Annotated in this window: 1 protein-coding gene; it reads right to left on the reverse strand. The window is 65.3% G+C overall.

Translation table 11 applies throughout. The features are described from left to right. Positions 1 to 72: 72 nt before the first annotated feature. The gene (locus tag F0U47_RS22905; RefSeq protein ID WP_149752369.1) at positions 73 to 432 is read right to left on the reverse strand and encodes a hypothetical protein; all 360 of its coding nucleotides are present in this window, start codon (positions 430 to 432) and stop codon (positions 73 to 75) included. Positions 433 to 461: the final 29 nt, after the last annotated feature.

Raw genomic sequence — 461 nt, forward strand, 5'->3', positions numbered from 1 at the left:
TTGTTACAAGAGAGGGTGCCGGGACGGGGTTAGGAGTTAGGACAGGCTAGGGGCTGGTCGGGAGCCGGGACGCTAAACGCGATAAGAGTAGTGACGGTAAGTGGTGCCGTAGGGCAGGCGGCCGCTGCTGGTGGACGAGTAGGAGTAGCCTCCGGGACCGCCGAGGTTGCTGGAGCGTTCGCTGGTGTAGGAGTAGCCCCCGGGGCCGCTGCCGGTGCGGCGCTCCACCGTGTTGCTGTACGAGCTGCGCTGAGGCAGGCCGCTGCCCGCCGGGCGCTGGCTCGTGCTCGGGTACGGGTACGAGTACTGCTCCTCGGCACGACGTGGCGCGATCGGGTCGCGGTCCACCACCACGTAGTGCCGCGGCGTCGTCACGCTGTAGGTGGACCTGTAGGGCCGACGCGTCGTGTAGAAGTCACTCTCGTATACCATGGTTAATGCTCGTGTTATCGTTCGGGTTT

Source organism: Nocardioides antri (assembly GCF_008373765.1).
GTDB lineage: Bacteria > Actinomycetota > Actinomycetes > Propionibacteriales > Nocardioidaceae > Nocardioides > Nocardioides antri.

Excerpts from the sequence above, each read along its gene's own strand:
- F0U47_RS22905 (WP_149752369.1), bottom strand. The coding sequence starts at position 432 with ATGGTATACGAGAGTGACTTCTACACGACGCGTCGGCCCTACAGGTCC.